At 56.9% G+C, this 23,413-nt stretch carries 19 protein-coding genes; 13 read left to right on the plus strand and 6 right to left on the minus strand.

What is annotated here, in order from left to right:
- The first annotated feature begins 172 nt into the window (after positions 1–172).
- From AC1DVE_RS13870 to AC1DVE_RS13895, 6 genes are all read left to right on the plus strand, one after another.
- The gene (locus AC1DVE_RS13870; RefSeq protein WP_223454122.1) at positions 173–1,606 is read left to right on the plus strand and encodes an OprD family porin; all 1,434 of its coding nucleotides are present in this window, start codon (positions 173–175) and stop codon (positions 1,604–1,606) included.
- A 78-nt stretch (positions 1,607–1,684) separates the two neighbouring features.
- Positions 1,685–3,280: an ABC transporter substrate-binding protein gene (locus AC1DVE_RS13875; protein ID WP_223454123.1), complete on the plus strand. Its 1,596-nt coding sequence runs from the start codon at positions 1,685–1,687 to the stop codon at positions 3,278–3,280.
- 72 nt (positions 3,281–3,352) lie between these two features.
- A complete protein-coding gene (locus tag AC1DVE_RS13880; protein ID WP_223454125.1) occupies positions 3,353–4,363 on the plus strand; it encodes an ABC transporter permease subunit in 1,011 nt (336 codons plus the stop codon).
- 10 nt (positions 4,364–4,373) lie between these two features.
- Positions 4,374–5,285 carry an ABC transporter permease subunit gene (locus AC1DVE_RS13885; RefSeq protein WP_223454127.1) on the plus strand — a complete coding sequence of 304 codons (912 nt, stop codon included), beginning with the start codon at positions 4,374–4,376 and terminating at the stop codon, positions 5,283–5,285.
- 10 nt (positions 5,286–5,295) lie between these two features.
- On the plus strand, positions 5,296–6,264 hold the full coding sequence (locus tag AC1DVE_RS13890) for an ABC transporter ATP-binding protein (RefSeq protein ID WP_057716450.1): 969 nt from the start codon (positions 5,296–5,298) through the stop codon (positions 6,262–6,264).
- Complete coding sequence (locus AC1DVE_RS13895) at positions 6,264–7,244, plus strand: peptide ABC transporter ATP-binding protein (RefSeq protein WP_046043945.1); 981 nt, start codon at positions 6,264–6,266, stop codon at positions 7,242–7,244. The genes AC1DVE_RS13890 and AC1DVE_RS13895 overlap by 1 nt, the downstream gene beginning before the upstream one ends.
- Positions 7,245–7,455: 211 nt before the next feature.
- Here the strand turns inward: AC1DVE_RS13895 and AC1DVE_RS13900 are convergent, their stop codons facing one another.
- Both AC1DVE_RS13900 and AC1DVE_RS13905 read right to left on the minus strand, forming a co-directional pair.
- The gene (locus tag AC1DVE_RS13900; protein WP_223454129.1) at positions 7,456–7,710 is read right to left on the minus strand and encodes a hypothetical protein; all 255 of its coding nucleotides are present in this window, start codon (positions 7,708–7,710) and stop codon (positions 7,456–7,458) included.
- A 262-nt stretch (positions 7,711–7,972) separates the two neighbouring features.
- On the minus strand, positions 7,973–9,556 hold the full coding sequence (locus AC1DVE_RS13905) for a peptide chain release factor 3 (RefSeq protein WP_033040112.1): 1,584 nt from the start codon (positions 9,554–9,556) through the stop codon (positions 7,973–7,975).
- A 327-nt stretch (positions 9,557–9,883) separates the two neighbouring features.
- On the opposite strand from AC1DVE_RS13905, the gene AC1DVE_RS13910 reads away from it, so the two are divergent.
- From AC1DVE_RS13910 to AC1DVE_RS13935, 6 genes are all read left to right on the plus strand, one after another.
- The gene (locus AC1DVE_RS13910) at positions 9,884–10,600 is read left to right on the plus strand and encodes an ABC transporter permease (protein ID WP_223454130.1); all 717 of its coding nucleotides are present in this window, start codon (positions 9,884–9,886) and stop codon (positions 10,598–10,600) included.
- A 20-nt stretch (positions 10,601–10,620) separates the two neighbouring features.
- On the plus strand, positions 10,621–11,514 hold the full coding sequence (locus AC1DVE_RS13915; RefSeq protein WP_223454132.1) for a glycine betaine ABC transporter substrate-binding protein: 894 nt from the start codon (positions 10,621–10,623) through the stop codon (positions 11,512–11,514).
- 12 nt (positions 11,515–11,526) lie between these two features.
- Positions 11,527–12,180 carry an ABC transporter permease gene (locus tag AC1DVE_RS13920; RefSeq protein WP_223533527.1) on the plus strand — a complete coding sequence of 218 codons (654 nt, stop codon included), beginning with the start codon at positions 11,527–11,529 and terminating at the stop codon, positions 12,178–12,180.
- Positions 12,177–13,334 carry an osmoprotectant ABC transporter ATP-binding protein OsmV gene (locus tag AC1DVE_RS13925; RefSeq protein WP_223534452.1) on the plus strand — a complete coding sequence of 386 codons (1,158 nt, stop codon included), beginning with the start codon at positions 12,177–12,179 and terminating at the stop codon, positions 13,332–13,334. Before AC1DVE_RS13920 ends, AC1DVE_RS13925 begins: the two co-directional genes overlap by 4 nt.
- A 225-nt stretch (positions 13,335–13,559) precedes the next feature.
- Positions 13,560–13,937: a hypothetical protein gene (locus AC1DVE_RS13930; protein WP_477783988.1), complete on the plus strand. Its 378-nt coding sequence runs from the start codon at positions 13,560–13,562 to the stop codon at positions 13,935–13,937.
- A 747-nt stretch (positions 13,938–14,684) separates the two neighbouring features.
- Positions 14,685–15,848, plus strand: coding sequence for a type III PLP-dependent enzyme (locus tag AC1DVE_RS13935; protein WP_095942382.1), 1,164 nt, complete (start codon positions 14,685–14,687; stop codon positions 15,846–15,848).
- Here AC1DVE_RS13935 and AC1DVE_RS13940 read toward each other — a convergent pair.
- The 4 genes from AC1DVE_RS13940 to AC1DVE_RS13955 all read right to left on the minus strand — a co-directional run bounded on the left by AC1DVE_RS13940 (position 15,811) and on the right by AC1DVE_RS13955 (position 20,748).
- Positions 15,811–16,776 carry a hypothetical protein gene (locus AC1DVE_RS13940; protein WP_477783989.1) on the minus strand — a complete coding sequence of 322 codons (966 nt, stop codon included), beginning with the start codon at positions 16,774–16,776 and terminating at the stop codon, positions 15,811–15,813. The two genes, AC1DVE_RS13935 and AC1DVE_RS13940, sit on opposite strands and share 38 nt — an antisense overlap.
- A gap of 105 nt (positions 16,777–16,881) precedes the next feature.
- Positions 16,882–19,140: an alpha-xenorhabdolysin family binary toxin subunit A gene (locus AC1DVE_RS13945; protein ID WP_223534467.1), complete on the minus strand. Its 2,259-nt coding sequence runs from the start codon at positions 19,138–19,140 to the stop codon at positions 16,882–16,884.
- A gap of 171 nt (positions 19,141–19,311) precedes the next feature.
- Positions 19,312–20,067 carry a tetratricopeptide repeat protein gene (locus AC1DVE_RS13950; RefSeq protein WP_317848684.1) on the minus strand — a complete coding sequence of 252 codons (756 nt, stop codon included), beginning with the start codon at positions 20,065–20,067 and terminating at the stop codon, positions 19,312–19,314.
- A complete protein-coding gene (locus AC1DVE_RS13955; protein WP_223448123.1) occupies positions 20,068–20,748 on the minus strand; it encodes a Fe2+-dependent dioxygenase in 681 nt (226 codons plus the stop codon).
- 207 nt (positions 20,749–20,955) lie between these two features.
- On the opposite strand from AC1DVE_RS13955, the gene AC1DVE_RS13960 reads away from it, so the two are divergent.
- Positions 20,956–23,298: a TonB-dependent receptor gene (locus AC1DVE_RS13960; protein ID WP_223454143.1), complete on the plus strand. Its 2,343-nt coding sequence runs from the start codon at positions 20,956–20,958 to the stop codon at positions 23,296–23,298.
- Positions 23,299–23,413: the final 115 nt, after the last annotated feature.

Below are 23,413 nucleotides of genomic sequence, written 5' to 3' on the forward strand. Positions count from 1 at the left end.
CGATTAGCCAGAAATGCCGGGGGGCGGATTTTCCGCCCTCACGCAGACGCTTTGCCGTCTTTTGCCAATTTGGCTGACAGCAAACGTTTGCGATGCCGTGAATGAGTTCTAAACCAATAGCCGGATCACAAAAAAAGACCGGCATAAAAAAAGAAAGTAAGGAGCTTTACCCATGAAACTGAGCAGCACCGCGTTATTGGCCTTGGCCATAAGCAGCGTAACCGCCACGGCTTACGCAGAAACCCAAAGCCAGGCTTTCACCCCGGTTACCGTGAACGAGAAAAGCGCCCAAAGCGAAGCCACCGGCTTTGTCGAAGGCCAGTCGATCACCGGCACCACGCGTAACTGGTACGCCAACGAGCAATTGCAACGCGGCGCCAAGTTCGCCTACAAGAAGGACGGCGTTTCGACCCCGACCGATCGCCGGATCAACTGGGTCCAGGGCACCATCCTCAAGTACAACTCGGGCTTCACCGAAGGCACTGTCGGTTTCAGTACTGAAGTCGCCGCCTACAACGCCGTTGCCCTGGACCGGGACCGCAAAGACCTGGCGTCCAACAACGGTGGCGCGCCGGGCTCTCGTCCAGGCGCGGGCAACAACCGTACCCTGACCAAGGAAGGCGGCGACGCTCAAGGCCAGTGGAGCAAACTGGGCCTGGCCAACGTCAAGGCCCGTATCTCCAACAGCACCCTGACCGCCGGCCGCATGAACTTCAGCAGCCCGATGGTCGACGTGATCGGTAACCGTGCGCTGCCTTCGAGCTTCCAGGGCGTGGCCATCCACAGCGAAGAGCTGAACAACCTGGCCTTCGACCTGGCCACCTTCGACCGCAACTCACCGCGTACCGAAGAAAGCCAGCGCAAATTCCGCACCGAATACGCCAACGGCATCGTCGAAACCGACCACGTCTACACCGGCGGTATCACCTACAACCCGCTCGCCAGCCTGACCACCAGCCTCTGGGCGACCCAGGCTGAAGACATCTGGAACCAGTACTACTTCGGCGCCTCCCACGTACTGGGCGATAGCCAGGTACTGAGCCTGACCACCGGCCTGAACTACTACAAAACCAAGGAAACCGGTAAAGCCCTGATCGGCGATATCGACAACGACACCTACTCGCTGTCGTTCGGCCTGACCCACCAAGCCCACACCCTGACCTTCTCGTACCAGGAAGTGAACGGTAACGAGTACTTCGACTACCTGCACGAAACCAACGGCATCTACCTGGCCAACTCCCTGCTGTCGGACTTCAACGGCCCGAACGAAAAATCGTTCCAGGTTGCCTACGGTCTGAACATGGCCGAATACGGCGTGCCAGGCCTGAAGTTCAACATCTACCAGGCTCGCGGCTGGGGTATCGACGGTACTCACTACACCGGCAACGGCGGCGTGGCAGGCAAGGGTTACGACGGCATCCAGTCCCAGGATGGCGAACACCACTATGAATACGGCATCGGCGCGACCTACGCCGTGCAGAGCGGCCCGCTCAAGGCCACCACGATCCGCGGCACCTACACCGCTCACCGTGCCAGCGAAAACCAGGCTGACGGCAGCATCAACGAGTTCCGTCTCGTGACCACGGTTCCGTTCAACATCCTGTAATGCGCGCGCCTGACGGCTGATTCAATGACGAATCGGCCGTTAGACTTTTGTCCTTTAACTGATTGCAGAGGGTTCTTGATGAAAATGCTTCCCCTACGTGCGGCCATCGCGGCCGCGTTGCTCAGTGTCGCTGTCGGCGTTTCGGCCAAACCCCTGGTGGTTTGCACGGAAGCCAGCCCTGAAGGCTTCGACATGGTCCAGTACACGACTGCAGTCACCGCCGATGCCGTGGCCGAAACCATCTTCAATCGCCTGGCAGACTTCAAGCCCGGTACCACCGACGTGATTCCGGCACTGGCCGACTCCTGGGACATCAGCGAAGACGGCCTGAGCTACACGTTCCATCTGCGTAAAGGCGTCAAGTTCCACACCACCGACTACTTCAAGCCGACCCGCGACATGAATGCCGACGACGTGGTCTGGAGCTTCCAGCGCCAACTGGACCCGAATCATCCATGGCACAAACTGTCGAGCGTGGGCTTCCCGTACTTTGAAAGCATGGGCTTCAAGGAACTGCTCAAGAGCGTCGAGAAAGTCGATGACAACACGGTCAAGTTCACCCTGACCCGTCGCGAAGCACCGTTCCTGGCCGACATCGCCATGGCGTTCTCCTCGATCTATTCCGCCGAGTATGCCGACCAGCTGCTCAAGACCAACAAGACCGCCGACCTCAACAACAAGCCAGTTGGCACCGGTCCGTTCGTCTTCCAGCGCTACAACAAGGACGCCCAGGTTCGCTTCAAGGCCAACCCGGAGTACTTCCGTGGCAAGCCACCGGCAGACTCGCTGATCCTGGCCATCGCCACCGACAACAACGTGCGCCTGCAGAAGTTGAAGGCCAACGAATGCCAGGTCGCGCTGTATCCGAAACCGGATGACATTCCGAGCATCAAGAAAGACGACAAGCTGAAAGTCGATGAACTAAACGCGATGACCGTTTCGTACATCGCCATGAACACCACCCACAAGTACATGAGTGACGTGCGGGTGCGCAAAGCCATCGACATCGCCTTCGACAAAGAGGCATACGTCAATGCGTTGTTCGGTAAAGGCAATGCAACCGCTGCGGTCAATCCGTACCCGGACACCCTGCTGGGCTACAACCACAGCCTGAAGAACCCGACCCATGACCTGGACAAGGCTCGCGCCCTGCTCAAGGAAGCCGGCGTACCGGAAGGCACCACCTTCACCCTGTTCACCCGTAATGGTGGCGGTCCGACCAACCCGAACCCGATGCTCGGCGCGCAGATGATGCAGGCCGACCTGGCCAAGGTCGGGATCAAGATCGACATTCGCGTGATGGAATGGGGCGAAATGCTCAAGCGCGCGAAAAACGGCGAGCACGACATGGTTTCCGCCGGATGGGCGGGCGATAACGGCGATCCGGATAACTTCCTGACGCCTATGCTCAGTTGTGAGGCGGCCAAGAACGGCGAAAACTACGCACGCTGGTGCAATGACAAGTTCCAGGCCCTGATCGACCAGGCTCGCGAAAAAACCGACCCGGCCGAGCGCGCAGCGCTCTACGAACAGGCCCAGGTTATTTTTAACCAGGACCAGCCGTGGATCAGCATGGCACACACTAGAATGTTTACCGCAATGCGCAACAACGTAGAGGGCTACAACATTAGCCCACTCACCACCAATAACTTCGCCACCACCCAGGTGAAGTAATAAGAAAACTCCCGGCATTCCTGACCCAGGCATGCCGGGCACGCCTAACCGGCTGATGAGGTACAACACACGATGTTTAGTTTTATTGCCCGCCGACTGGGGTTACTGATCCCCACGTTTTTCGGCATCACTTTGCTGACTTTCGCGTTGATTCGCATGATCCCTGGCGACCCCGTGGAAGTCATGATGGGCGAACGCAGAGTCGACCCGGAAATGCACGCTCAGGCAATGGAACGCCTAGGTCTGAACAAACCCCTGTATGCCCAGTACCTGGATTACATCGGCAAACTGGCCCACGGCGATCTCGGTGAATCCCTGCGAACCCGTGAAAGCGTGTGGAGCGAGTTCACCTCCCTATTCCCCGCGACCCTGGAACTGTCCTCGGCCGCGCTGTTGTTCGCCGGTGTCCTGGGCCTCTTGGCCGGAGTGATCGCGGCACTCAAGCGAGGATCCCTGTTCGACCATGGGGTGATGGGTGTCTCCCTGGCGGGATACTCGATGCCGATCTTCTGGTGGGGCCTGATCCTGATCATGTTCTTCTCGGTGAGCCTGGGCTGGACCCCGGTTTCCGGGCGCATCGACCTGCTCTACGACATCGAGCCACGCACCGGCTTCATGCTGATTGACACCCTGCTGGCCGGCGAGCCGGACGCCTTCTTCGACGCCCTGCACCATCTGATCCTGCCGGCCATCGTGCTGGGTACCATCCCGCTGGCGGTGATCGCGCGGATGACCCGTTCGTCGATGCTCGAAGTACTGCGCGAGGACTACATCCGCACCGCCAAGGCCAAGGGCCTGTCGCCGTCGCGCGTGGTGTTCGTGCACGGTCTGCGTAACGCGTTGATTCCGGTACTGACCGTGGTTGGCCTGCAAGTCGGCACATTGTTGGCCGGTGCGGTCCTGACCGAAACCATCTTCTCGTGGCCGGGCATCGGCAAATGGCTGATCGAAGCCATTGGCGCCCGGGATTACCCCGTCGTGCAAAACGGCATCCTGTTAATCGCCTGCCTGGTGATTGTGGTCAACTTCGTAGTGGACATCCTCTACGGCTTTGCCAACCCACGCATCCGTCATCAGCGCTGAGATCATGAACATGACCACTCCAATTCCATCGGTAGCAGTCGATCAAAGCCTGCTGTACCCGTCACCGTACAAAGAATTCTGGCAAGCGTTCTCCAAGAACAAAGGTGCCGTCGCCGGCCTGATGTTCATGCTGCTGGTGATTTTCTGCGCGATCTTCGCCCCGTGGGTTGCCCCCCACGACCCGAGCGAGCAGTACCGCGATTTCCTGCTGACCCCGCCAGCCTGGCTGGAAGGTGGACAGTTGCAGTTCCTGCTCGGCACCGATGAACTGGGCCGCGACCTGCTGTCGCGTCTGATCAATGGTTCGCGCCTGTCGTTGCTGATCGGTTTGTCGTCGGTGGTGATGTCGCTGATCCCGGGGATTCTCCTGGGCCTGTTCGCCGGGTTCTACCCGCGGATTCTCGGCCCGACCATCATGCGTCTGATGGACATCATGCTGGCCCTGCCGTCGCTGCTGCTGGCCGTGGCGATTGTCGCCATCCTCGGCCCTGGCCTGATCAACACCATCATTGCCATCGCCGTGGTTTCGTTGCCGTCCTATGTTCGTCTGACCCGCGCTGCGGTGATGGGCGAGCTGAACCGCGACTACGTGACCGCCGCGCGCCTGGCCGGTGCCGGCCTGTGGCGCCTGATGTTCGTTACCGTGCTGCCTAACTGCATGGCGCCGCTGATCGTTCAGGCCACCCTGAGCTTCTCTTCGGCGATCCTCGATGCCGCCGCACTGGGCTTCCTCGGCCTTGGCGTACAACCGCCAACCCCTGAGTGGGGCACCATGCTGGCTTCGGCTCGCGACTACATCGAACGCGCCTGGTGGGTCGTGAGCCTGCCTGGTTTGACCATTTTGCTCAGCGTGCTGGCAATCAACTTGATGGGTGACGGCCTGCGCGACGCGCTGGACCCGAAACTCAAGAACGCCGCCTGAGGAGATTCCCATGTCACTGTTAGAAATCAAGAATCTCAACGTTCGCTTCGGCGACAAAAACGCCACGCCAGTGGTCGATGGCCTCGACCTGCAAGTGGACAAGGGCGAAGTGCTGGCCATCGTTGGCGAATCGGGTTCCGGCAAGTCCGTGACCATGATGGCGCTGATGGGCCTGATCGAGCATCCGGGGATCGTCACTGCTGACGCCCTGAATTTCGACGGCAAGAACATGCTCAAGCTCAACAATCGCCAGCGTCGGCAGATCGTCGGTAAAGACCTGTCCATGGTTTTCCAGGATCCGATGACCGCGCTGAACCCGAGCTACACCGTTGGCTTCCAGATCGAAGAAGTGCTGCGCCTGCACCTGAAAATGTCCGGCAAGGCGGCCCGCAAGCGCGCCATCGAACTGCTGGAAAAAGTTGAGATCCCGGGTGCCGCCAGCCGTATGGACGCCTACCCGCATCAACTGTCCGGCGGTATGAGCCAGCGTGTCGCGATTGCCATGGCGATTGCTGGTGAACCGAAACTGCTGATCGCCGACGAACCGACCACCGCACTGGACGTAACCATCCAGGCGCAGATCATGGATCTGCTGCTGGCATTGCAGAAAGAGCAGAACATGGGCCTGGTGCTGATCACCCACGACCTCGCCGTCGTGGCCGAAACCGCCCAGCGCGTGTGCGTGATGTACGCAGGCCAAGCGGTCGAAGTCGGTCAGGTGCCGCAACTGTTCGACATCCCGGCGCACCCGTACAGCGAAGCGCTGCTCAAGGCGATTCCGGAACACAGCCTGGGCGCCTCGCGCCTGTCGACCCTGCCGGGCATCGTTCCCGGTCGCTACGACCGTCCGCAGGGTTGCCTGCTGTCGCCGCGCTGCCCGTACGTGAAAGACAACTGCCGTCAACAACGTCCGGCCCTTGACCAGAAAAGCAACAGCCTCGCTCGCTGCTTCTACCCGCTGAACCAGGAGGTGGCGTAATGGCCGTCGTTCTTACCGCCCGCGACCTGACCCGTCACTACGAGGTGTCCCGTGGCCTGTTCAAGGGTCACGCCACCGTGCGCGCCCTCAACGGCGTGTCGTTCGAACTGGAAGCCGGCAAGACCCTCGCTGTCGTCGGCGAGTCGGGTTGCGGCAAATCCACCCTGGCCCGTGCCCTGACCCTGATCGAAGAGCCGTCCTCCGGCTCCTTGAAAATCGCCGGGCAGGAAGTTGCCGGCGCCGACAAGGCCCAGCGCAAACAACTGCGCAAAGACGTGCAGATGGTGTTCCAGAGCCCGTACGCCTCGCTGAACCCACGGCAGAAAGTCGGTGATCAGCTCGCCGAGCCGTTGCTGATCAACACCAACCTGAGCGCCGCGGAACGTCGCGAGAAAGTCCAGGCGATGATGAAGCAGGTGGGCTTGCGGCCCGAGCACTACCAGCGTTATCCGCACATGTTCTCCGGCGGTCAGCGCCAGCGGATCGCCCTGGCCCGGGCGATGATGCTGCAACCGAAAGTGCTGGTGGCGGACGAACCGACCTCGGCGCTGGACGTGTCGATTCAGGCGCAGGTGCTCAACCTGTTCATGGATTTGCAGCAAGAGTTCAACACCGCCTACGTGTTCATCTCCCACAACCTGGCGGTGGTACGCCACGTTGCCGACCATGTGATGGTGATGTACCTCGGTCGCCCGGTGGAAATGGGCACGAAAGAGGACATTTACTCCCGTCCTCTGCACCCCTACACCCAGGCGCTGCTGTCGGCGACGCCGGCCATCCACCCGGATCCGAACAAGCCGAAAATCAAGATCGTCGGCGAATTGCCCAACCCGCTGAACCCACCGTCCGGCTGCGCCTTCCACAAGCGCTGCCCATATGCCACCGAGCGTTGCAGCACTGAAGAGCCGGCCCTGCGCCTGCTCGCTGGCCGCCAGGTGGCTTGCCACTACGCCGAGCAATTCCTCGACGGCGCGGCATAAAAAATGTGGGAGCGGGCTTGCTCCGGGCGGCGTTCCGACGAAAGCGATCTGTCAGTCGACATTGATGTTGACTGGAATGACGCCTTCGCGAGCAAGCCCGCTCCCACAGGGATTGAGTTGCTCAAAATCCTGATGCGTTAACCCGACCCCTTCCGCCTCGATTGCGCATCAGTCAGGTAGAAGGGGTTTTCTTTTGCCCGCCATCGAGCGACTACGTCTGGCTGTCGCCCTCTTCCTCATCGGAGTCCGGCTCGTCGGTGGTCGAGTCATCGTCGTTGTCAGCACCACCCTGCCCCTGATCTCCCGGTTCCGATTCGGACTTGGCGAGCATCAGCCCCGCATAACCCGCCTGCCCGCTCGAAGCCTGCTCACCGTGGTTGGTGCACTCGGCCCACGCCATCGAAGTCCCGAGCGAGAGCATCACCAACACCTTCAACAGCAGTAAAACGCGAAACAACCTGTTCATAGCCGATTCCTTCCTTTCGTTGAGTGCCTGTCTGGCGCTGAGTCAAATCTAGTTCCGATCAGCCGGGTTCTCCAGATTGGACGCTGTCGAGCGGGGGAAAATGCAGTGGGTTGGGAGATTGGTTTGGAATAGGGGTTATTCCCGTTTCAGCTAACACCGAAGAACCCTGTGGGAGCGAGCTTGCTCCCACAGGAGAACGCGCCAGGCAATAAAAAACCCCGCTGCTTTCGCAAACGGGGTTTTGGGTATTTCAACTCAACGCTTAATGATGCTCACGGGTAGCACGGAATTTCACGTCCGGCCAGCGCTCTTCCATCAGGGCCAGGTTGACCCGCGTAGGTGCCAGGTAGGTCAGGTGACCACCGCCGTCCAGTGCCAGGTTTTCCACAGCCTTGTTGGAGAATTCCTCAAGCTTCTTCTTGTCACTGCATTCGATCCAGCGTGCCGAGTAAACAGTGATCGGCTCGTAGGAGCACTCGACCTTGTATTCCTCTTTCAAACGGCTGGCGACCACATCGAACTGCAGCACACCGACGGCGCCGAGGATGATGTCGTTGCTGCGCTCCGGGAAGAACACCTGGGTCGCGCCTTCTTCGGCGAGCTGTTGCAGGCCCTGACGCAGTTGCTTGGATTTCAGCGGATCCTTCAGGCGTACGCGGCGGAACAGTTCCGGGGCGAAATGCGGGATACCGGTGAAGCCCAGGACTTCGCCTTCGGTGAAGGTGTCGCCGATCTGGATGGTGCCGTGGTTGTGCAGACCGATGATGTCGCCAGCGAAGGCTTCTTCCAGTTGCTCACGTTCGGAGGAGAAGAAGGTCAGCGCGTCGCCGATACGCACGTCCTTGCCGGTGCGCACGTGGCGCATCTTCATGCCTTTCTCGTACTTGCCGGAGCAGATACGCATGAAGGCGATACGGTCGCGGTGTTTCGGGTCCATGTTCGCCTGGATCTTGAAGATGAAGCCCGAGAACTTCTCTTCCACCGGCTCCACGGTGCGCTCGTTGGCCACGCGTGCCAGTGGGCGCGGAGCCCAATCGACCACGGCGTCGAGGACGTGGTCGACACCGAAGTTGCCCAGTGCCGTACCGAAGAACACCGGGGTCAGTTGACCGTCGAGGAACTCCTGCTGGTTGAACTCGTGACAGGCGCCCTGCACCAGTTCCAGCTGCTCGATGAAGCGCTCGTACTCGTCGCCCAGGTGGGCGCGCGCTTCATCGGAGTCGAGCTTCTCGATGATCTTGGTTTCGGTGCGCTCGTGGCCGTGACCGGCGGTGTACACGATGATGTAGTCATCGGCGAGGTGATACACGCCTTTGAAGTCACGGTAGCAACCAATCGGCCAGGTGATCGGCGCGGCCTTGATCTTGAGGACGGCTTCGATTTCGTCGAGCAGTTCGATCGGGTCGCGGATGTCACGGTCGAGTTTGTTGATGAAGCTGACGATCGGCGTGTCACGCAGACGGCAGACGTCCATCAGGGCGATGGTCCGTGGCTCTACACCTTTACCGCCGTCGAGCACCATCAACGCCGAGTCCACCGCCGTCAGGGTGCGGTAGGTATCTTCGGAGAAGTCTTCGTGGCCCGGGGTGTCGAGCAGGTTGATCATGTGTTCGCGATACGGGAACTGCATGACCGACGTGGTAATGGAGATACCACGCTGCTTTTCCATTTCCATCCAGTCGGAGGTGGCATGGCGATCGGATTTACGAGATTTCACCGTACCGGCTACCGCAATCGCCTTGCCCATCAGCAAGAGCTTCTCGGTGATGGTGGTCTTACCGGCATCGGGGTGGGAAATAATGGCGAAAGTGCGGCGTTTCGCGACTTCGGCGGCCTGTTTGGTCATGGGAAATCGCCTGGCAGGTGATTCAAAAAAGGGCGCAGATTATAGCCCAAGTTGATCCAAGAACCGAACCGTTGAGCATATTAGGGGTGGCCAAATGCTGCCGCAGATGGGAACATTTTAAAGCACGGAGACGTCCACTCCCCCGTTACGACCACTCGTCGGGGGCCTGAAACACCTGCAATTCGGCCTGACGAGGCTGTGCTCATGGCTCGATTGCACGCTGCTTTGCCGGCCTGTTCGAGCTGCTTATCGCGACATTTTTTCGGCAGCCAAGCAAGGCGTTGCCACACGAAAAAGTGTTCGCCGACTGAAAAAAGGAGTCCGCCTGTGGCTATCCACTATGGCAAAGGGCTGATAGGAGGCGCGCTGGTATTCGCCCTTCTGGCCCTGCTGATCCAATGGATCGGCATCAACACGATCGAACACTACCGCGACGATTTGTTGTTTTACCTGCAAGCTCATCTGGTTCTCGTCCTCGCTTCCATGCTGGCCGCCCTTGTCGTGGGCATTCCTGCCGGTATTCTCCTCAGCCGCCCGTCCATGGTCGGGCGCGCCGAACGCTTCATGCAGTTCTTCAACATCGGCAACACCGTTCCGCCCCTCGCCGTTCTGGCCATAGCCCTCGGTATCCTCGGCATTGGCAGCGGCCCGGCCATCTTCGCCCTGTTCCTCGCCTCGCTACTGCCCATCGTGCGCAATACCTATGAAGGCCTGAAAAACGTTCAGGGTTCGCTCAAGGAAGCCGCCGTCGGCATCGGCATGACCCCGCTCCAGGTGCTGCGGAAAGTCGAGTTGCCCAACGCGGTGCCGATCATCATCGGTGGTGTGCGCGTGGCATTGGCCATCAACGTCGGAACGGCGCCGCTGGCGTTCCTGATCGGCGCCAACAGTCTCGGCAGCCTGATATTCCCCGGCATTGCCCTGAACAATCAGCCGCAGCTACTGCTCGGTGCTGCGTGCACCGCGTTGCTGGCCTTGTTGCTGGACGGCGTGGTCACACTCGGCAGTCGCCTCTGGCTCGAACGCGGCTTGCGCCCGTCTTAAGCCTCGGCAAAGGAATCATCATGAAAACATCAAGCTTTTTACTAGGCTGCGTCCTGCTGTTCGCAGGATTTGCCCAAGCCGCTGACAAACCCTTGATCCGCATCGGCGCCCGGGTGTTCACAGAACAGACCCTGCTGGCGGAGATCACCGCCCAATACCTGCGTAGCAAAGGTTACGACGCTCAGGTCACCGGTGGATTAGGCAGCAACCTGGCCCGCAGTGCCCAGGAAAGCGGGCAACTGGACATGGTCTGGGAGTACACCGGCGTATCGCTGGTTTCCTACAACCACGTCACGGAAAAACTCGACAGCCAGCAGTCATTGGCACGGGTCACCGAGCTGGACGCGAAGAAAGGCCTGACCTGGCTCTCGCCGTCGAAGTTCAGCAACACCTACGCGCTGGCGCTGCCGGCGAACATCGCCGCCGAGTACCCGCAGGTCCACACCATCAGCGACCTCAATCGCACATTGCGCGCCGAGGCCAAGGACAATCCGCTGGTGGCGCTGGACACCGAGTTTGCCAACCGCTCCGACGGTCTGGCTGGCATGGTCAAGCGCTACGACATGGACCTGACCCGTAAAAACATCCGGCAGATGGACGCCGGCCTCGTCTACACCGCCCTGCGCAACGGCCAGGTATTTGCGGGTCTGGTCTACACCACTGACGGACGCTTGAGCGCGTTCAAGCTCAAGTTGCTGGAAGACGACAAGCACTACTTCCCCGACTACACCGCCGCGCCAGTTGTCCGCCAGGCCTACCTCGATGCCCATCCGAAACTCGCCGAACAGCTCAAACCATTGGCGGACCTGTTCGACGACGAAACCATGCGCCAGCTCAACGCGCGGGTTGATGTCGATCACCAAAGCCCTTCATCCGTTGCCGCAGATTTCCTGCGCCAGCATCCGTTGAACTGAGGAGCAGACGTTATGAATTTTCTCAACGCCTTTTCCCATCCCGACTGGGCACAAGTGCTTCACTTGACCTGGCAGCACATCACGCTGGTCGGTGTCGCCGTGACCCTGGCGATTCTGGTTGGCGTGCCGCTGGGCATTCTGATGACACGTTTTCCGAGCCTCGCCGGTCCGTTGCAAGCCAGCGCCACGGTGCTGCTGACCGTACCGTCGATTGCCCTGTTCGGCTTGCTGCTACCGTTCTATTCCAAGTTCGGCCAGGGCCTGGGGCCAATGCCGGCGATCACGGCCGTGTTCCTTTATTCGCTGCTGCCGATCATGCGTAACACCTACCTGGCCCTGACCAGCGTCGAGCCGGGCATCCGCGAAGCCGCGCGCGGCATCGGCATGACCTTCGGTCAGCGCCTGCGCATGGTCGAGTTGCCCATCGCCGTGCCGGTGATCCTCGCCGGTGTGCGCACCGCCGTGGTGATGAACATCGGCGTCATGACCATCGCCGCCACCATCGGCGCCGGTGGCCTGGGCGTACTCATCCTCGCTTCCATCAGCCGCAGCGACATGTCGATGCTGATTGTCGGCGCTGTGCTGGTCAGTGTGCTGGCCATCTTCGCTGACCTGCTTCTGCAATGGCTGCAACGTTCGCTGACTCCAAAAGGACTGCTCAAATGATCGAACTTCAAAACCTCAGCAAGACCTTCCAAAGCAACGGCAAAGATGTGAAAGCCGTGGACTCGGTAAGCCTGACCGTCAATGAAGGCGAAATCTGCGTGTTCCTCGGGCCATCGGGTTGCGGCAAAAGCACCACGCTGAAAATGATCAACCGCCTGATCAAACCGACCTCGGGCAAGATCCTGATCAATGGCGAAGACACCACCGGCCTCGACGAAGTGACCCTGCGTCGCAACATCGGCTACGTGATCCAGCAGATCGGTCTGTTCCCGAACATGACCATCGAGGAGAACATCGTGGTGGTGCCGAAACTGCTCGGCTGGGACAAGCAGAAATGCCACGACCGCGCCCGCGAGTTGATGAGCATGATCAAGCTCGAACCCAAGCAGTATCTGCATCGTTATCCACGAGAATTGTCCGGTGGCCAACAACAGCGGATCGGCGTGATTCGCGCACTGGCCGCCGATGCGCCGCTGTTGCTGATGGACGAACCCTTCGGTGCGGTCGACCCGATCAACCGCGAGATGATCCAGAACGAATTCTTCGAAATGCAGCGGGCGCTGAACAAGACCGTGATCATGGTCAGCCATGACATCGACGAGGCGATCAAGCTCGGCGACAAGATCGCGATCTTCCGCGCCGGCAAGCTATTGCAGATCGATCACCCGGACACTCTGCTCGCGCATCCGGCGGATGAGTTTGTCAGCAACTTCGTCGGCCAGGACAGCACGCTCAAGCGTCTGCTGTTGGTGAAAGCTGAAGATGCGGCGGACAACGCGCCCTCCGTCAGCCCGCATACCCCGGTGGCCGAAGCGCTGGAGTTGATGGACGAGCATGACCGACGCTACGTGGTGGTGACTTGTGCCGAGAATAAAGCCCTGGGTTATGTACGACGTCGTGACCTGCACCGTCAGACCGGCACCTGCGCACAGTACCAACGCGAGTTCAATGCCACGGCGGCGTACGACGAACATTTGCGCATCCTGCTGTCGCGCATGTACGAGTTCAATCGGGCGTGGCTGCCGGTGATGGATGCCGAGCGGGTGTTTCTTGGCGAGGTCACGCAGGAGTCGATTGCGGCTTACTTGAGCTCCGGTCGCTCCCGCGGCGCCAAGACCAGTATTGTTTCACCGGCTGAAGTAGCACTCACTTGATAGATTATCTTCCATAGTCCATTTCGCTTGGCCCATCACCACTTCAAGAGGAAAAACGGAGATAGGGTCAAGTGCTGGTGCTATGTAAATTTGCAATCATTAACAAACGAATATTAAAGACCGTCAAAAGTGATAGGTCCGCTATTGCCTGGAAAAAGTTCTACTCAATCGGGAGCACAGCTACACGCTCTCACAAATAAACTTACCAGGTTATAGAGGTCACCCATGAAAACCAACGATTCGACATCACCTGCCACACCGACACCCGAGGCCAACTCCGTGGAGCCAAAGGTCACGGCTGGTCCACCCACACAAATCATCATAGGAGGTCTAGCAGACCCGCAACTTGTCAAAAAAGGGGGAAACTTCAGATTGGTGATCGCGGCAAAACTCGTCGATAAAGACGGCAGGGAAATTCCAGGCGTTACCTCCGCGTGGACGACAACTACAGCTGGCGCCACTATCAATCGAGGTCCTGGAAACATGAACGGGACATTCACGTTAAACAATGTGCAACAAAACACCATTATTCAATTTACCGTTACCACGCAGCAGTACCCAGCCATTCGCAAGAGCGTAAGCCTTAGGCTTAATGTCTATTGATCGGCGACCGTTCCCGTATTTCGCGGTCGATTAGTGTCACTCTGATCGACCTTGCTCTTGTTCGGGAGCGCAGCAGCCGTAGTCGCCTGACAGCTCATATGGCTCGGTAAAAATGCAAAACCTGTGGGAGCGAGCTTGCTCGCGATGGCATTTTCACAGCCAACAACGTCGTTGACTGACATTACGCTATCGCGAGCAAGCTCGCTCCCACAGGTTCTGTGCGTTTTTTCAGAGACTCACAGGCCGGAAAAAAATATCAACAGTAGCGCCTGCAAAAGCTATCCAGAAATACCTTCTGAAATAGCCAAACCCCCTCTCAGCTCACCTTCTCGCAGCCAACGTCGCCGATTTTGACGCCATCGTAGTTATCAGTGACTTGGCACACAAAAGCGTCGAACGTGCAGGTATGTTTAACACTTCAAAATTCTTCGGGAACATCCGACTGTCATCTGAGTCGGTTACAAAGAGTCATGCACGTAACGCGCGTCAGAAGAGTGCAAAAACGCGACATTTTTTGTTGATCTCAAGCCCCTCACGCCCTAAAGTTCGCGCCGAACGTCCATGCTGGAAACGATCCATCCGGCTCAAGTACTGACGACGAGACAGCAAGGCCAAGGGCGCAGCGCTCCCATGGCCTTTTTGCTTTCGGCGACATGCCTTGGGAAGTAGGCGAACCAAAGTGGGGATACGGAGGACGTTCATTTGCACCCATTGTTTTTACTCGTTTGCCATTAGGAGCTCCCAGGTATGTCGATCCAGGTCGAAGACTATTTCGCGCGTGAAACCTTTCAGAAAATGAAGGCGTTCGCCGACAAACAGGAAACCCCGTTCGTGGTGATCGACACCGCGATGATCAGCCAGGCCTATGACGACCTGCGCGCCGGTTTCGAATTCGCCAAGGTCTACTACGCGGTCAAGGCCAACCCGGCCGTCGAGATCATCGACCTGCTCAAAGAGAAAGGCTCGAGCTTCGACATCGCCTCTATCTATGAACTGGACAAAGTGCTTGATCGCGGCGTCAGCGCCGACCACATCAGCTACGGCAACACCATCAAGAAGTCCAAGGACATCCGCTACTTCTACGAGAAGGGCGTGCGTCTGTTTGCCACTGACTCCGAAGCCGACCTGCGCAACATCGCCAAGGCCGCCCCGGGTGCAAAAGTTTATGTACGCATCCTGACCGAAGGCTCGACCACCGCTGACTGGCCACTGTCGCGCAAATTCGGCTGCCAGACCGACATGGCCATGGACCTGCTGATCCTTGCACGCGACCTGGGCCTGGTGCCTTACGGCATCTCGTTCCACGTCGGCTCGCAGCAGCGCGACATCAGCGTCTGGGACGCGGCGATCGCCAAGGTCAAAGTGATCTTCGAACGTCTGAAGGAAGAAGACGGCATCCACCTGAAGCTGATCAACATGGGCGGCGGCTTCCCGGCCAACTACATCACCCGCACCAACAGCCTGGAAACCTACGCCGAAGAAATCATTCGCTTCCTGAAGGAAGACTTCGGTGACGACCTGCCGGAAATCATCCTCGAGCCAGGCCGTTCGTTGATCGCCAACGCCGGCATCCTGGTCAGCGAAGTGGTGCTGGTCGCACGTAAATCCCGTACCGCGGTAGAGCGTTGGGTGTACACGGATGTGGGCAAGTTCTCCGGCCTGATCGAAACCATGGACGAAGCCATCAAATTCCCGATCTGGACCGAGAAGAAAGGCGAGATGGAAGAAGTGGTCATCGCCGGCCCGACCTGCGACAGCGCCGACATCATGTACGAAAACTACAAGTACGGCCTGCCGCTGAACCTGGCCATCGGTGATCGCCTGTACTGGCTATCGACTGGTGCGTACACCACCAGTTACAGCGCCGTCGAGTTCAATGGCTTTCCGCCGCTGAAGTCGTTCTACGTTTAAAGACGTCAGTTCGCTGCAAATAAAGCCCATGCCATGTCATGGGCTTTTTATTTGCACGGACCACTCCTGCCATCGACATAACGTCCTGAAGCCTGCTCATAGCCTCTGTCATAGACAAAATCAGCTGTGACAACGTCATTGATGATCTCACAGTCAATAACTCATGCTGCGCCATATCGAGCAGACGAATCACGGCAAAGAAAAAATCGTTCAAATTATGGATAGCAGAACTGGCGGCCGCATACATCAACCTGATCTGGTGCAAATGTTGCTTGGCCTGAATAACATTGACGTATTCCAAGTGACTAGCCCTGCACAGAAACTTCCCACTAAAGACTCCCACGCCGGACGAATAAACAGTCTCAAGCTGAGACTGCTGTGAATGACACCTACAGGCACTCATACTCAAAAAGCATACAAAACGAGAGACAAGCGTATGAATATCCTCATCTAGCTCTCGCATACTAATTTTCAGATCTATTACTTCTTGACGAACCTTGAACAGTCGCAGATAAAGCTCATGAGTTAACCCGCGAACCTCAGTGGGTGGAAAATATATAAACTGTTGTTTTGAAAAAGTAAACTGTTGGCAATCCAGATTGCTGACCCCCCTCCTTTTCGACTCTGGCGTGAGATTGGAAATATCAATACATTCTTCCAAGAAGATCAAAACACCACCAAAATTCTCTTCTAACACGTGCCGAGCACTTGAAACAGTAACGCCCAACCGTTCAATACAATCACGACCAAATGAAGACAATACGATCAACCGTTCAATATCAGGGGAAGCGTTCAACACATGCCCTTGACGCGCCCAGTTAACAGAGAACGCCTTAATACCCTCCAATGCTTGCGGGAGAACGTTAAGAAATGCCAAATAGTCATTCAACCTGTCTAAATACCGCCGACCAAGCAAAAATTCATACATCGATCGCTACTTGATCAAGTATACAGCCGTCTTCGGCCAAACTGGCTCGACCAGCACCCATTTAAAGAAAAGGATACTGGCCGCATTCATCCAGCAACTATAAACTTACGGTCGCTCGGACACCGACAAGAAAGCAGAAAAACTTCTGGCCTCACTGACAAATCTGGCACAACGCTCACCTACACCTCCCTGCAGGTTACCCTCTAAAAACTCGATAAATTTCCTGAACGCCGTATCGGCCCCCTTATACTCGGAAGCATATTCAACCCGCTGATCATCCAGCGTGTGAATCGCTTCAATGAATTCAATTTTCCCCGCCAGGACAGTATTCTTTCGATCTCCCTCCGCGAGTTTGTTGTAAAGATCATTTATTTGTGACTGCAATGCATCGTACTCTTTAATCATAAGAGTAAACGTTACTCCTTTGGCAATATCGCCGATAGACTTTTTGATCTGTTCAATAGCGAACTTCACCACCTGCACTTCTGGCGGTGCCATACCCAGACCTTGCAACTTATCAATCGTCAAATTGACATCCTTCCCGAGATCCTCAATAGCAGTCTTTTCTATCAAGTTAATTGCCTTCAGGATAACTTCTTTTTCTTTCTGACGCTCAGCCAGCCGTACATTCAAGCGCTCTTTGGTTTCACTGAGACTCGACTGATCCGACTTTAATCCGGTGAGATATCCTAGCGTCTCACCGCGGTTAAACTCACCGCTAATGTTGGCAAATCTATTGCTGATGAATCCAGCCGCATTGCGAGTACTGCTGACTGGCTTATCAAGCTCATCCGCTATATCTCCCTCAATCTCTGCATGCTCTTTTGAATCGATCGCACTCTTGTTCAACTCCTGTTGCAGATTGAGTAATCGACGAATTCTGGCATCCAGTTCGACCTTGCTGCTGATGCTGTTCTCACGCAGGGTAACGGTGCAAGCATCGGTATCTTTCACCAATCGCTGGAACTGATCAAACACCCCAGGCAAGTAACTAAATTTTATAAACAGCGCTTCAGCTACCACGCCTGTGCTTCGCATTGCATCATTGGTCTTTTGCAATAACTTCATATTCAGTTGCGGGTAATTTGAAATACTAAGCATGGATAGCACCTTCTCTGACGAGTTAACAGCTTCTCGGTCGTACTCCTCGTCGGCATCCTTGAATACCCCAATCAGCGCGTCGGCATCATGTTGAATTTTCACCCACGGAGAAACCACCTCCCTGAAAGCAGTCATGAATTGGCGCAGGCTCAACGCATCATTAATGCTCGCAACAACACTCTGCGACTCTTTAATATATCGATAGATCGTATTCCAGACGAATACGAGATTTCGCGTGGCCACCTCCGCCTCGACTGCAATGAAATCAAGACTCTGAAGATCGTGCTCCACTCGTCTCAAAGAACCCAGCGTCTGATTTTTATTCCTGATCAGCTCAATATCCCGGTCTTGTTCTTGATTGAGTTTATTACGCTCAGCCCTTATTTTTTCCGCCTCAACACCGTAATAGATCGCCATACCCAGACCAAAAATATTCAGTCCGGCAGCAGCCGCCAATGATTTCTCCACCAGAGCTTTATACTGAGCATTTTTTTCTGTGATTTGATCTGCACGACGAGCAATGGCATCATCTAACGCTTTAATTTCACTGGAATAAGGATTCCTTTTAATCAGTTCCACCCTAAGCTTTATACTGGGCAAAACCTTCAAGCGCAGATCGCCATCGAAGAAATCAAGGTCTTTTTTGATATCTTCGACACTTCGCAAATTCCTGTTAACTTTATCGAAGATCTTGCCAAGATAGTATCCAAGCTCCAGAACTGTATTCGGCTCAAGTTCAAGCCCTGGGAATTTATCACCCAGATCCAACTGAACCTTTTTAAGCTCAGCCAATGTTTGGACATTATATTTATCGAGTATTTTGCCAGCCTTAACGTCCTCATAGAGTTCTTCGACGCTATTGCCATAGATCTCCATGCTGGCACCGAACAGGTTCAATTCTGCGCCCGTTAGCATGATCCGCTCTCGCAGCGGCGACCAGCGCTTTGCATGATTCCGCGTCAGGAGAAATGTTTCCAAAAATTCATCAACTCTAAGCCCAGCACCACCATCTTCCCCAACGCCAAAGTTCAGATAGTTGACAACATCCGCCAGTTTATAGGGAAGTGCCAGGCCTGCCGCCTCATACTTGCGCAGATCAATAATCTGTTTTTTTGTTAATATCAGACCTGTATCACGACCAGAACCATCTCCTCCACCCATCGAAGCATCATTCAACACTTTCGGAACATTGGCTGCAAACTCAGAAATCTTTTCATAGTTCGCACCATCTAAAGACTTCTCCCACAAATCACCATCGCTCATAATTACTCCATTAATTATAAAATACCTATCATGACTTTTAAGCCATACGACAGAATGCCGCGTAATCAAAAGCTAAAACAGCAATCCAATTACTGTCAAACCAAATCAGTTATATATTTATTTGCAAAGAATACAGCGCACCCGCTCTCAATGATCCGACAACGGGTTACTTCAATTACGAAGTTGATCAATTCGCTGAGAGTATGCTTCAGCCAGAGATCGAATATCAGGATGCTCAGCGTTGCGCAAAGCTTTATGTGAAACTTGCAAAAAACTGAGATTGCCACCCGTTAGTGCCTGACGCAGCCACAGGACAGCCTCATTGGTCTTGCCCTGATAGGCCAACACGGCAGCAAAACTGAACTGCCCGCGGAAATCTCCACCCTCGGCAGAACGTCGATACCACCCGAAAGCGGCATCCGGGTCGGCCTGGCAAAATCGGCCTTCCTCCAGATAGCGCCCCAACAGGTTCATCGACTTCGCATGGCCAAGGTCCGCCGCACGCCGATACCAGCTAAGCGCCAGCGCCTGATCCTCGGCTACACCGCGCCCGGTGGCCAGCAGATTGGCGAAGTTGTACATCGCCCAATCCAGCCCTCCTTCAGCTGCGATCCGATAATGCCGCGCCGCAATCAAGGCATCAGCAACACAACCCCAACCATGTTCATGGCAACGACCGAGCATGTTGCGCGCCATCAGGTGCCCCTGGCGCGCGGCGATGCCGAACCAGCTCAGCGCCAGCGGTTGGTCCTGCGCGATGCCCTGCCCGTCGAGCAGAATCTGCCCGAGCAAGGCCTGGGCCTCTACCTCACCTTCACGTGCGGCAATCAGGATGGCCTGGGCAGCGCGGGCCGGGCTTTCGTCGAGCATGGAGCGCAGGCGCTCACTGTCGAGCATTTCCTCGCGGCGTAAACGAAAATCCGCCACTTACACCTCGACCCAGCGACGCAGAAGGTTGTGATACGTGCCAGTGAGACGGATCAGCGATGGATGATCGGGCACATCGCGGGTCAGTTGCTGAATAGCCCCGTCCATCTCGAACAACAGGGCACGCTGGCTGTCCTCGCGCACCAGGCTTTGCGTCCAGAAAAACGAGGCGAGTCGTGTTCCGCGCGTCACCGCGTTGACCTTGTGCAGGCTGGTGCCGGGGTACAGCACCATGTCGCCGGCTGGCAGCTTCACCCGTTGGGTGCCGAAGGTGTCCTGGATTTCCAGCTCGCCGCCGTCGTAATCCTCGGGCTCGCTGAAGAACAGAGTGGCAGACAAATCCGTACGTACCCGCTCGATGCCGCCTTTGGGCTGACGCACTGCATTGTCGATATGGAAGTCGAAACTGCCACCGGCGGTGTAACAGTTCAGCAACGGAGGAAAGACTTTGTGCGGTAACGCTGCCGACATGAACAGCGGATTCTTCCACAGTCGTTCCAGCATCGCCGCACCGATCTCCTTGGCCAGCGGATGCCCTTCAGGTAGCTGCAAATTGTGCTTGGCCTTCGCCGACTGGTAGCCGGCGGTGATCTTGCCATCAGCCCAATCGGCTTGTTCCAGAGCCTCGCGAATGCGCTGCACCTCGTCTTTTTCAAACAGACCGGGAATGTGCAGCAGCATGACAAAGGCACCTGAAAACAAAGGGGAGCCAATGGTATTGATTCTTATTGCCTATGTAAAACACATCTGACGAATGAGTCAGCAGAAACCGTAAGGTTAAATTGTAAAGATTGTAAATTCAGTGCGAATAGTAATATTTCGCAATTGTTACGAATACCTATTTACCCTATATTCCGCGGCCTCAAATCCTTGGGGAGGGGAATTCAAATGTCGCGTCAACAACCACAAGTACCGGTCAGTTCACCACGTCTGCTCGCATCCGCCATCGGCATGGCGATTACTGCCGGGTCTGCGGGCCACATGGTTTTCGCGGCGGAAAAAACCGACAAAAAAGCACCGGACAATGTGATTTCGCTGGGCGCCACCGCCATCACCGGCGAAGCCCAGGACGAGACAACCTACAACGTCGAGAAAGCCTCCTCGCCCAAGTACACCGCCCCGCTGATCGACACGCCGCGCTCGGTGACCGTTGTTCCGCAACAGGTCCTGAAAGACACCGGCTCGCTCAACTTGCAGGACGCGCTGCGCACTGTTCCAGGCATCACCTTCGGTGCCGGTGAAGGTGGCAACCCCCAGGGCGACCGTCCGTTCATCCGCGGCTTCGACGCCCAGGGCGACACCTACCTGGACGGAGTGCGCGATACCGGTTCCCAGAGCCGCGAGATCTTCGCCGTTGAATCGATCGAAGTCAGCAAAGGCCCGAACTCCGCCATCGGCGGTCGTGGCGCTGCCGGCGGCAGCATCAACCTGGTCAGCAAGAAAGCTCACCTGGGCGATTCGCTCGACGGTGGTTTCACCTGGGGCTCCGACCAGACCCAGCGCTACACCTTCGACGGCAACTACCAGTTCACCGACACCGCCGCCGGCCGTCTGAACCTGCTGAGCCACGAGAGCAACGTCGCCGGACGTGACAGCGTCAACTACGATCGTTGGGGTGTTGCACCGTCCCTGGCCTTCGGCCTGGGCACCGACACCCGCGTCAACCTCGACTACTACCATCTCGAAAGCAACGACCTGCCGGACTCGGGTATTCCGTACAGCATCCCGACCGGAGGCTCGGCGGCGCGTACCAAGGCCAACCCGGACAAGCCGAATGACGGCGGCGACAGCAGCAATTTCTATGGCCTGACCGACCGCGACTTCCGCAAGACCCGCACCGACACGGCGACCTTCGCCATCGAGCACGACCTGAGCGACTCGCTGACCATCAAGAACACCCTGCGTCACGGCACCAGCATGCAGGATTACATCCTGACCCAGCCTGACGACAGTAAAGGCAACGTCAACAACGGCAGCGTCTGGCGTCGGGCGAACACCCGCGTGAGCAACACTGAGACCACCACCAACCAGACCGACCTGTTTGGTGATGTCTACATCGCCGGGTTCAAGAACAGCTTCTCCACCGGTGTCGAATACACCCACGAGGAAAGTGAAAAATCCTCGTACAACGTCAACACGGACACCACCCCGGGAACGGCAGCAGCGACCACCAACTGCTCGCCGGCCCTGATCGGCGCGCCAAGCGGTTACAACTGCACCTCGCTGTCCAACCCGAACCAGAATGATCCGTGGAACGGCGCCATCTCGCGCAACTACGCTGGCACCGACACCAAGGCCAACACCTATGCGCTGTATGTGTTCGACACCCTGACATTGTCCGAGCAGTGGCTGGTGAACATGGGCCTGCGTTACGACCACTTCGACACCAATTACCGCACCTTTGACGGTTCCGGCGCCACGGTCGTGACCAAAGGCACCGCCGCCAAAGGCAAGGACACCAGCGAATTCGTCACTGGCCAGTTCGGCGTGGTCTACAAGCCAGCGGAAAACGGCAGCATCTATGCCTCCTACGCAACATCCGCCACCCCACCGGGCAACACCCTCGGTGAAGGCGTAGAAACCAACCCGCAGAATGGCACTACGGATCGCAACGGCAACCTGCTGAGCAGCGACATGGAGCCGGAAACCACCAAGAACTACGAAATCGGCACCAAGTGGGATCTGCTGAACGATCGCCTGTCGTTGACCGCCGATATCTTCCGCACCGAGAAAGACAATGCTCGTGTGCAGACCAACACCACCACCTTCGAAAACGTCGGCAAAACCCGCGTTCAAGGTATCGAACTGTCGGCCAGCGGCAAGCTCACCGACAAATGGCAAGTCTTCGCCGGCTACGCCTACATGGACAGCGAGCAAATCGATGGTGGTGACCTGCCGGCAAACAAAGCCAACAACGGCAACGAACTGCCTAACACACCGAAAAACAGTGCCAGCCTGTGGACGACCTATCAGGTCACGCCAAGGCTGACCATCGGTGGCGGTGCGTTCTATGTCGATGACGTGTTCGGCAGTGCTGCCAACACCACCATGGTTGATTCCTACGTTCGTTACGACGCAATGGCAGCCTACAAGCTGAGCAAAAACGTCGACCTGCAACTGAACGTGCAGAACCTGACCGACGAAACCTACTACGACAAGGCGTTCTCGACTCACTTCGCCAACCAGGCGGCCGGTCGTACCGCATTGCTGAGCACCAACTTCCACTTCTAACTGTAGGAGCAGCCGGTCGACGCTCGATTGCTCGCGGGAGACTCGAGAACGACGCGGTGAATCAGGTTTACCGCGTTATCGTTGACGACCATCGCCAGCAAGCTGGCTCCTACAG

Source organism: Pseudomonas sp. P4_B4 (assembly GCF_056402255.1).

What these genes read in the sequence shown, in the direction of transcription:
- AC1DVE_RS13875 (WP_223454123.1), top strand. Translation starts at nt 1,685, where the DNA reads ATGAAAATGCTTCCCCTACGTGCGGCCATCGCGGCCGCGTTGCTCAGT.
- AC1DVE_RS13940 (WP_477783989.1), bottom strand. Translation starts at nt 16,776, where the DNA reads ATGTATGAATTTTTGCTTGGTCGGCGGTATTTAGACAGGTTGAATGAC.
- AC1DVE_RS13885 (WP_223454127.1), top strand. Translation starts at nt 4,374, where the DNA reads ATGACCACTCCAATTCCATCGGTAGCAGTCGATCAAAGCCTGCTGTAC.
- AC1DVE_RS13945 (WP_223534467.1), bottom strand. Translation starts at nt 19,140, where the DNA reads ATGAGCGATGGTGATTTGTGGGAGAAGTCTTTAGATGGTGCGAACTAT.
- AC1DVE_RS13920 (WP_223533527.1), top strand. Translation starts at nt 11,527, where the DNA reads ATGAATTTTCTCAACGCCTTTTCCCATCCCGACTGGGCACAAGTGCTT.
- AC1DVE_RS13960 (WP_223454143.1), top strand. Translation starts at nt 20,956, where the DNA reads ATGTCGCGTCAACAACCACAAGTACCGGTCAGTTCACCACGTCTGCTC.
- AC1DVE_RS13890 (WP_057716450.1), top strand. Translation starts at nt 5,296, where the DNA reads ATGTCACTGTTAGAAATCAAGAATCTCAACGTTCGCTTCGGCGACAAA.
- AC1DVE_RS13880 (WP_223454125.1), top strand. Translation starts at nt 3,353, where the DNA reads ATGTTTAGTTTTATTGCCCGCCGACTGGGGTTACTGATCCCCACGTTT.
- AC1DVE_RS13915 (WP_223454132.1), top strand. Translation starts at nt 10,621, where the DNA reads ATGAAAACATCAAGCTTTTTACTAGGCTGCGTCCTGCTGTTCGCAGGA.
- AC1DVE_RS13895 (WP_046043945.1), top strand. Translation starts at nt 6,264, where the DNA reads ATGGCCGTCGTTCTTACCGCCCGCGACCTGACCCGTCACTACGAGGTG.
- AC1DVE_RS13905 (WP_033040112.1), bottom strand. Translation starts at nt 9,556, where the DNA reads ATGACCAAACAGGCCGCCGAAGTCGCGAAACGCCGCACTTTCGCCATT.
- AC1DVE_RS13930 (WP_477783988.1), top strand. Translation starts at nt 13,560, where the DNA reads ATGAAAACCAACGATTCGACATCACCTGCCACACCGACACCCGAGGCC.
- AC1DVE_RS13955 (WP_223448123.1), bottom strand. Translation starts at nt 20,748, where the DNA reads ATGCTGCTGCACATTCCCGGTCTGTTTGAAAAAGACGAGGTGCAGCGC.
- AC1DVE_RS13935 (WP_095942382.1), top strand. Translation starts at nt 14,685, where the DNA reads ATGTCGATCCAGGTCGAAGACTATTTCGCGCGTGAAACCTTTCAGAAA.
- AC1DVE_RS13870 (WP_223454122.1), top strand. Translation starts at nt 173, where the DNA reads ATGAAACTGAGCAGCACCGCGTTATTGGCCTTGGCCATAAGCAGCGTA.
- AC1DVE_RS13900 (WP_223454129.1), bottom strand. Translation starts at nt 7,710, where the DNA reads ATGAACAGGTTGTTTCGCGTTTTACTGCTGTTGAAGGTGTTGGTGATG.
- AC1DVE_RS13925 (WP_223534452.1), top strand. Translation starts at nt 12,177, where the DNA reads ATGATCGAACTTCAAAACCTCAGCAAGACCTTCCAAAGCAACGGCAAA.